Here is an 8,781-nt window from a genome sequence, read left to right as displayed (position 1 = left end):
CTTCCCCCCGTTTTGCTCATTGCAAACCTCCGCCCCCCTCCCCCCCCCCCCGCCCCCCAACACCGGCCTCCCGGGGTCGCTACGCTGAGGAAATGTCGTTCGACGCCGATTCCCACAACCGCTTGTTCCTCACTGCCCTGCGCCCGGCCCTGAATCTGGTGGCCATTCCGGACAAGGCTGAGGGAATGGCCGCGTACATGAAATCGGACATGCCGTATCTTGGTGTCCCTCCCCCGCGGTGCGAAAAACCGTGCGGACGCTCGCCAAGGAGCACCCCTTTGCCAGTGTGGAACAGCTCCGCTCCACAGTCACTGCGCTGTGGCACGGCGCCGAGTTTCGGGAGGAACGCTACGCCGCCATCATGCTCACGGACTCACGTCCAGCCCGCGGTGAGCCGGGGCTCCTGCCGTTTTACGCCGTCGTGATTGAGACGGGACAATGGTGGGACTATGTGGATTCCGTGGCACCGCGCCTGCACGATCTTCTGCAACAGCACCGCGAAACCATGGAGCCGGTGCAGCGGGGGTGGAGTGTGCACCCGAATTTCTGGCGGGGCGGCCATCATCGCCCAATTGCCCGCCAAGGCAGCCACCGACACGAAGCTACTCGGGGACGTTTTTGCGCCCAATCTGGCGGACAAGGAGTTCTTCATTCGCAAGGCAATCGGTTGGGCGTTGCGCCAATATGCCAGAACGGACCCCGCGTGGGTGCGCAGTTATGTTGCCGACCATGAAAGCCAGCTCAGCCCGCTGTCACGGCGTGAAGCCCTCAAACATGTGAACGCGTAGGCATCAGCTGCCTACTGTTAAGGCTTGATGGACAGTCTGTCCCGCTTGAACAGTTCACTGGTCTTCTTATCCCACAGGGTTATGTAAAGGATGCCCAGCAAGGCAACACCAACGGCCACGCTGCGCACCGCCACCATGGGAATCCACGGGAACACGCTTAGTTGGTCAGTGAGGGCGATCAAGGTAAAGAACGCACTGAGGTAGAACACAATGCGCAACGGCCAGCCGTCCTTGATCCCCGTGATGGCGAAGAACGCCAACAACCACACCACATACCAGGGCTGAATCATCGGGGCGAGCAAAACCACGGCGGAAAAAGCCCACGCCATGCGGCGCATCACGGCGTGACTATACCGCTGAGCCTCGGGCAAGTCCTCGCCAAGTCCCCCGGTTGGCGCCAAGCGCACCTTGAGGAAGGCCAAAGCCATGACAATCAAGATCGAAACAACCTGGGCAACCTTTTGAATACCATCGGCAATGGGGGTGCCACTACCGCCCAACCAGTCCACAAATGAACCGATCGATACCGATCCGATGCCCACCGGCGCGTACCAGTGCCAGATGGTGCCAGGGGTTTGCAGTGCCGCCAACCAGCCGAATCCCAGGCCATTTATCGCCCCCATGGCAGCCATGACACCGGCGGAAATGCCCAGGGTAGCGGCCCAGAAGACAAATTTGCGGACCCAGCCGGCCCGCGATCCGGCCCAAAGCAACCCCACAAAGGGCAGTGCAATCAGTGTGATGGGTTTGATGGCAATGGAGGCCGTGACAAACAAAATACCCACCACGGCCCGTTTGGTGCTGGCGTAGTAAAGGCCTGCCACCACAAGACCCATCATGAGGGAATCGTTGTGCACACTGGCAATGAAATTCATCAGTGTTACCGGGTTCAAAACGGCAAGCCACAGCGCCCGGTGCGGGTTAAATCCGTGCCGCTGTGCAAGTTTTGGCACATAAATGGCCAGCAGCACCACGCCCGCCAGACTGGCCAGTCGGAACGGGATCAAAGCAATTTCTGGGCTGCTGGCTGGTATCAGCACCGCCAAATGCTCCAACCACAACCACAACGGCCCGTACGGTGTTGGGGCTTCTGTCCACAAGGTGTCAGGGCCCAGCAGGAAGTAGTTGTTGAGCGCAGAGATTCCGTTGGTGTACGGGTCCAAACCCTGCTGCATGAGCCGGCCCTGACCAATGTAGGCGTACGAATCACGGCTAAAGAGCGGCAACGCCACCATCATGGGCGCTACCCACAAGATGAGCGCCTTCTTCAGGATAGGGCCTGATTCGTCGGACCATCCACGCAAATGCTGGCTCAGCCGCAGCCACGCGCGCAACATCAACAGCGCACCTAAACACAACAGGACTGTTGCGCAGATGACAGCTGTGGGGGTGGTCCGGGCAAAAATGAACAAGGGCGACCTGATGAGCACCGAACTGCTGGCCAGCCAGCCGACACCCAGGGAACCCATCAGCAACAGCAGCGAGCCAGCAAAGCCCTGCCAGACGGCTGAGGAGGCGGTGCCGGTGCGAATAGGCAGTTTGGCGAACACCCGATTCCTCACCTCCGGCATGGCAATTTCAGTGCTGGTCAACAACAAACTCCTGAACTATCGTTGCCCCTCGTGGTAGGCCCGCTTGGCATGCACAGGGGAGGGCGAACCCGGGGAACAAGACCCGGCTGCGCTAATATGTAAACGGCCAAGGACTCCGTTCTTGGCAGTCTACCCACTCCAGCCGGGCATCTCCTAAGACCATTGGCCATGTACTCGGCGTGGTTTACGGATTGCCTGCGTTCGGCTCAGGCCGCCGCCACACTCACGAAGGACTGGACCATCTCCACCGATACGTTTTTTTCCACCCTTGCCCGCCTACGGGATGCAGTGATGCCCGCCCGGATCCAGAACTGGTTGAAAACTCCCCCGGGCATGTGGTGCGTCTTCGGTACGGTTCACCTGGTGTTCCTTGTGTTCGCAGGCCTGTTGTCGCTGCGGGGGGAAGCCTATAGCGACACGTTCATCTACCGCATCTGGGCTTCGGTCGGCTTCGATGAGACCCGCATACTTGGCCCCAGTCCCTGGATTTACCCACTCCTGGCGTTGGTCCCCATCGCCGTGGCGTACATCTTCGGTGAGGGGCCCTTCTTGTTCATCTGGGTTCTGATGATTGCTGGTTTGAACACCCTTGCCGTGGGCAAACTCACCAGTTGGGGTAAAAATCGTTCAGCCATTCCGGCAGCGCTGTGGTGGATTTCCTTCTCCGCGTTGATGGCGTGGCTGGGCTTCGCCCGGGTTGACGGGTTCACAGCCCCCGTGGTGCTCATCGCATTGTCTCTTGGCGTGGCCAGCCCGTTCCTGACCTCACTGATCCTCAGTGTGGCCACGTGGACCAAAGTCTGGCCGGCCGCCGTCGTGCTTGCGCTTTTCACAGTGGTGAAGCAGCGGGTGCGTGTGGTTCTGGCGGGCATGTTGATCACAGCTTTCGTGGTGGTGCTGGCGCTGAGCATGAACTCGGCACACAAGCTTCTCAATTTCCTGCTTGAACAAGGCGACCGCGGCATGCAGCTCGAAGCCACGTTCACCACACCATGGCTGTGGATGAGCGTGCTGGGCCTTGGCGACGCGCACATGTACATGAACATGGACATCAACTCCATGCAGGTGGACGGGCCCGGCTCCGAGGTCATGAGTTTTCTCATGCAACCGCTGTTGGTAGCTGCGGCGCTGCTCGTGGCGGGCCTCATTTTTTGGGCCCTGCACACGGGCAAGCGCAGCGGTGGCGCCGACAGGACAGCCCTGCTCCTGTTCGGATCGCTCGCCCTGACCACCGCGTTCGTGGTGTTCAACAAGGTGGGCTCCCCGCAGTTCATGGTGTGGCTGGCACCAGCGGTTGCCGTGGGTCTGGCCCACCAATGGAAGGCGTGGCGGGTCCCGGCCACCATGCTCATTGGCGTGGCCATCCTCACGTTCTTGGTCTTCCCGCTTTTCTACAACGACCTTTCCAACAACAACGCCGTCATGGCTGCTGTGTTGACGGCGCGGAACGTGTTGCTGGTGATCCTGTTTGTGTGGAGCGTGCGCCAGTTGTTCTTGTTGGGCCGTGATCCTTCCTCGATTCCCAAGCACGACGCCGCACCCTCCACAGCTGCTGCCGCCGGTGCCGCCGGGGACACGTCGGGCGATTCGGTGGTTACAGCGACCGGCGCCGCTTCCGCCGCGGCCGAGGAGTCTTAGGAATCCTGGGCCCAACGCAGGACTGTTTGTTCGGGCCTAGATAGCGTCACCTTGAGTGACACGGATAGCGCCACCTTGAGCGGCGGGGCGCACTACCGTCAACGGTTGCTTTTAGGCTAGATCCCGCCCGATCGGGCGATGCCATCAGCCCCGGAGGACTATTTGCCCCCGCGCCGAGGTAGCCGGTCCGGGTCGAGGTAGCCGGTTAGCGTCGAAACCCACCCCACCCACGCCCCCCAATTCGCCGAGGTAGCCGGTTAGCGTCGAAACCCACATACGCGGTACCCGGGTCTCGACGCTAACCGGCTACCTCGGCCAGAAACCGCAGCGACCGAATTGGACCGAGCGCCGACCATAACGGGCCAGCCGACAAACTGCTCCGCACTTTTACGCGGAAGCAGGCGTGCGTTATCCACAGATTGCCCAATCTGTCTGGTGGCGACCACCATTCGCCCTCAGGATTGAAGGATGGACGCCTCACCAGCTTCGAACCACACCGGTAGTCCTGACTCGTTCAATGGCAATGGTCAGGGACTTCACCTGCTGCCAGGTTTTGCAGCCCGCGTGGTACCGGCAGCACCGCTAGGGCTCCAAACGCGATTGCCCCCGGGCGAACATGCATGGCGTTCCCGCCAACTCAATGACGCCGGACTCAACGCCGGGTCCATTCGCGCGCTGGTTGGCGCGGGGATACTCCACAAGGCTCGTCGGGGGTGCTATGTCAGGGCCAGCTACTGGAATGCCCTTGACCCAGCAGATCAAGCAAGAACGCTTGTCTTCTTGCACGCCCACGCGGCTGTTGCATCAGAGCGCGCATACTCCGTCTACAGCCACGTGTCGGCGGCCAGATTGCACCAGCTACCCCTCTGGAATGCCGATTCCTTCATCCACGTAACTCGCACGGCCAAGAACTCAACCGTGCAAAGAGCCTCCGACGTGAAGGTTCATTGCCGGCCTCTCCCAGCGGATCAGTGCACCATTGTGGATGGCCTGCTGGCAACCACTGTCCTGCGAACGACTGTGGATTGCGCCTTGACCATGAGCTACAAACAAGCTCTCATCCTCATGGACCATGCGTTGCACACAGGCGTCCCACGCTCAGCCTTGGAACGCGAAGCCAGGGCCTTGGACAAGCACCGCGGGATTCGAATCTTCCGCGCAGCACTCGCCTTCGCAACAGGTGATTCTGAATCGGCAGGAGAGACCCTCACACGGGATCTCCTCAGCGTGTGCAACATTGAGCCAGCCCAACTGCAATTCAAACTGACCACCCGTCACGGCGACTATCGCGCAGATTTCGCCTGGCCCGGCTACAAAGTAATCCTCGAGTTTGATGGCGAAGGGAAGTACTTCAACTACCGTCCCACCCAAGAAGTCCTGCGCGCTGAAAGAATACGTGAAAATGAACTCATTGAATTGGGCTGGACGGTCATCCGCATCGGCTGGAAGGACCTCTTCAATGAGCATCTTTTCAAATCACGGTTGTTGTCCGCGCTGCGCAAGGGCGGGATGCAATGATCGCCCACGGCGGGCAAGCGCGGCGGCAGGTGCGGGGTTCACGGTACATTTGACGCGTGGCTATTAATAATGAACGCATTGTGTGGATTGACTGTGAGATGACTGGCCTTGACGCCGTCAATGATGCCTTGATCGAGGTGGCGGCGCTCGTAACAGATTCCGAACTGAACATTCTGGGCGACGGTATTGATGTTGTCATCAAGCCCAGCGATGAGGCCTTGGCGCAGATGGGCGACTTTGTGCGCGACATGCACACCTCCTCGAAACTGATAGAGGAACTAGCTGGCGGCACCACCATGGAAGACGCGCAGGCGCAGGTGTTGGCGTACATCCAAAAGCATGTGCCGCAGCCCAACAAAGCCCCGCTGGCCGGAAACTCCATCGGCACAGACAAGGTTTTTCTCAGCCGTGACATGCCAGAACTCGTGGAACACCTGCACTACCGGGTCATCGACGTTTCCACCATCAAGGAACTCTCGCGTCGTTGGTACACGCGCGCTTATTTCCAGTCCCCTGCCAAGACCGGCGGACACCGCGCCCTGGGCGACATCAAGGACAGCATCAATGAGCTCAAGTACTACCGTGAAGCCGTCTTTGTGCCGGCACCGGGGCCCGATACCAACACCGCAAAGAAGATTGCAGCTAAGTACTAAACGCGAATTCCAGGTGTTTACGCGGAATTCCTGCCGCAAAAATGCGATCTAGCTCACAACTTGGCCCTACGGGCCTGTTTTGGTTTTGAACGCCCTACAGCTCATGTAGACTAGTCGTCGTTGCCACAAGCACACAGGACATTCCAAAAGAATGTTGCTGTAGTTGCGGCCGACATGGTGGGATTAGCTCAGTTGGCAGAGCGCCTGGTTGTGGTCCAGGAGGTCGCGGGTTCAACCCCCGTATCTCACCCCGAAAGTGGTTCCACGGAATCACGAAAACACCCCGGTCATTTGATCGGGGTGTTTTTCATTGCCATCGATGCTGTAAAACGTGAGCCTGAATTCCGAACCTGAAAAGGAAGCCGTCATGACCATCCTTCCCGTGACTATTTTGGGTGAGCCCGTGCTCCACCGCCGCGCCGATCAGGTCATGGCTTTTGACGAAAACCTCAAGAGTCTTGTGGCGGACATGTACGAAACCATGGACGCGGCCAATGGTGTTGGCTTGGCAGCCCCGCAGGTTGGTGTTGGCTTGCGCCTGTTCACCTACCAAATGGAGAACGACGACGACGTCCCCGCCAGGGGTGTCGTGGTGAACCCCACGCTCACCGTCGGAAAGATTTCCGGCAACACCCCCGATCCCGATGACGAGGTGGAGGGCTGCCTGTCCGTCCCTGGCATTGACTTCCCACTCAAGCGAGCCGAATGGGTGCGCGTGCGCGGCTTCGACGTGGACGGCAATCCGCTGGACTTTGAGGCAACCGGCTGGTTTGCCCGGTGCATGCAGCACGAATACGACCACTTGGACGGCAAACTCTACGTGGATAGACTCAACGCCCGCTACGCCAAGAAGGCCAAACGCTCTGCCAAGAACAACGGCTGGGGCGTTGCCGGCCTGACCTGGCTGCCGGGCGTGGATCCCGACCCGTTCGGGCACTAGCCACACCTCCTCTCTTGCTCGCACGCACACGGCCGGCCCGGCTGTGCCATACCACTCATGAGTGATATGTCACACGATTGTGGGCGGCATATTCTGCTCGACGATTAGCTGGCATGCAGTAACTTGGCTTAGAGATTACTCTGCACCTTATTGTCGACCCGGCCAGTTCCCTCATGAATAGCTGCCACAAGGGGGAACCATGACCAGCATCAAAACTCCACACTCCACAGCAAACACCATCCCCCGCAAAGTGGTGGGCCTCGCCGTAGCCGGCGCAGTGGGTGGGTTCCTCTTTGGCTTCGACTCCTCGGTTGTCAACGGCGCCGTGGATGCCATCCAGGGCGATTTCAAACTGGGCGACACCCTCACCGGCTTTGCCGTCGCCATAGCACTTCTCGGCTGCGCAGTGGGCGCCTTCATGGCAGGCAAGATCGCCGACGCCAAGGGCCGCATCCCCGCCATGAAACTTGGTGCGGCACTGTTTTTGGTCAGCGCCCTGGGTACCGGACTTGCCTTCAACGTCGTCGACTTGATCTTCTGGCGTCTGGTGGGCGGTCTGGGCATTGGCCTGGCGTCGGTGATTGCCCCGGCCTACATTTCCGAAATATCCCCGCGACGCCACCGCGGACGACTCGCTTCCCTGCAGCAGCTTGCCATCACCATCGGTATCTTCGCTGCGCTGCTCTCTGATGCGTTGTTCGCCAATGCTGCCGGTGGCGCACTGCAGGAGCTGTGGTTCGGGCTGCCGGCGTGGCGCTGGATGTTCCTGGCCGGTGTAGTCCCTGCGATTGCCTACGGCTGGATCGCCTTTGTCCTTCCCGAGTCCCCACGCTTCCTGGTGCTTCAAGGCAAAGAGGAAGATGCAGCAAAGGTCTTCAAGACCATCGCCCCCGACGATGACACGGAGCGCAGCATCCGCGAAATCAAGGACGCCGTCAAGGAAGACTCCCTCTCGGCGCGGAAGGGCTCACTGCGTGGAAAACGTCTCGGGCTCATGCCGGTGGTGTGGATAGGTATTATCCTCTCCGTATTGCAGCAGTTCGTTGGCATCAATGTCATCTTCTACTACTCCACCACGTTGTGGCAGGCAGTGGGCTTCCAGGAGAAGGACTCACTGAGCATCTCGGTGGTAACAGCGGTGGTCAACATTCTGGTGACACTCGTGGCCATCGCACTGGTGGACAGGATTGGGCGCCGTCCCATCCTGCTCACGGGTTCCATCGGCATGGCCGTGTCCCTGGGCACCATGGCACTTGCCTTCGCGGCGGCGACAGGCAGCGGCTCGGACATGAGCCTTCCCGGCGCCTGGGGACCTGTTGCTTTGGTTGCGGCGAACGTGTTTGTGGTCAGCTTCGGCGCATCGTGGGGACCATTGGTTTGGGTGCTCTTGGGTGAGATCTTCCCGTCACGCATCCGTGCCCGCGCCCTGGGTTTGGCCGCTGCCGCCCAGTGGGTGGCCAACTTCCTGATCACCTTGACGTTCCCGGCCATGGCCGCCGCATCCCTGCCCTTGACCTACGGCATGTATGCACTCTTTGCTGCCGCGTCCTTCTTCTTCGTCATGTTCAAGATCCCCGAAACCAACGGGATGTCCTTGGAACAGGCCGAAACATTGTTTGTGAAAAAGCCCAAAGAGAACCAGTAGCTCCTTC

General features: G+C 59.9%; 7 protein-coding genes, 1 tRNA gene and 1 pseudogene. 8 read left to right on the top strand and 1 reads right to left on the bottom strand.

Annotated elements, in window-relative coordinates; all coding sequences use genetic code 11:
* Positions 1-238: 238 nt before the first annotated feature.
* A pseudogene (locus ACX80E_RS02125) lies at positions 239-493 on the top strand (DNA alkylation repair protein); the annotation flags it as partial.
* Between the two features lie 37 nt (positions 494-530).
* Positions 531-788: a DNA alkylation repair protein gene (locus ACX80E_RS02120; protein ID WP_459300060.1), complete on the top strand. Its 258-nt coding sequence runs from the start codon at positions 531-533 to the stop codon at positions 786-788.
* Positions 789-805: 17 nt separating this feature from the next.
* On the opposite strand, the gene mptB is transcribed toward ACX80E_RS02120, so the two are convergent.
* Positions 806-2,380 carry a polyprenol phosphomannose-dependent alpha 1,6 mannosyltransferase MptB gene (gene mptB, locus ACX80E_RS02115; RefSeq protein ID WP_459300058.1) on the bottom strand — a complete coding sequence of 525 codons (1,575 nt, stop codon included), beginning with the start codon at positions 2,378-2,380 and terminating at the stop codon, positions 806-808.
* Positions 2,381-2,671: 291 nt separating this feature from the next.
* Here mptB and ACX80E_RS02110 point away from each other — a divergent pair, with 291 nt between their 5' ends.
* From ACX80E_RS02110 to ACX80E_RS02085, 6 genes are all read left to right on the top strand, one after another.
* The gene (locus ACX80E_RS02110; protein ID WP_459300074.1) at positions 2,672-4,018 is read left to right on the top strand and encodes a hypothetical protein; all 1,347 of its coding nucleotides are present in this window, start codon (positions 2,672-2,674) and stop codon (positions 4,016-4,018) included.
* A gap of 468 nt (positions 4,019-4,486) precedes the next feature.
* The gene (locus ACX80E_RS02105; protein ID WP_459300056.1) at positions 4,487-5,536 is read left to right on the top strand and encodes a type IV toxin-antitoxin system AbiEi family antitoxin domain-containing protein; all 1,050 of its coding nucleotides are present in this window, start codon (positions 4,487-4,489) and stop codon (positions 5,534-5,536) included.
* 56 nt (positions 5,537-5,592) lie between these two features.
* On the top strand, positions 5,593-6,189 hold the full coding sequence (gene orn, locus ACX80E_RS02100; RefSeq protein ID WP_459300054.1) for an oligoribonuclease: 597 nt from the start codon (positions 5,593-5,595) through the stop codon (positions 6,187-6,189).
* Positions 6,190-6,366: 177 nt separating this feature from the next.
* Positions 6,367-6,439, top strand: a tRNA-His gene (locus ACX80E_RS02095).
* A gap of 117 nt (positions 6,440-6,556) precedes the next feature.
* Entirely contained in the window at positions 6,557-7,129 is a 573-nt protein-coding gene (gene def / locus ACX80E_RS02090; RefSeq protein WP_459300052.1) for a peptide deformylase, read from the top strand.
* A gap of 199 nt (positions 7,130-7,328) precedes the next feature.
* Positions 7,329-8,774, top strand: coding sequence for a sugar porter family MFS transporter (locus ACX80E_RS02085; RefSeq protein WP_459300050.1), 1,446 nt, complete (start codon positions 7,329-7,331; stop codon positions 8,772-8,774).
* Positions 8,775-8,781: the final 7 nt, after the last annotated feature.

Source organism: Arthrobacter sp. TMN-49, from assembly GCF_054511095.1.
Note: the sequence above shows the minus strand (reverse complement) of the source record. Positions and strands in the feature narration are given on the sequence as shown.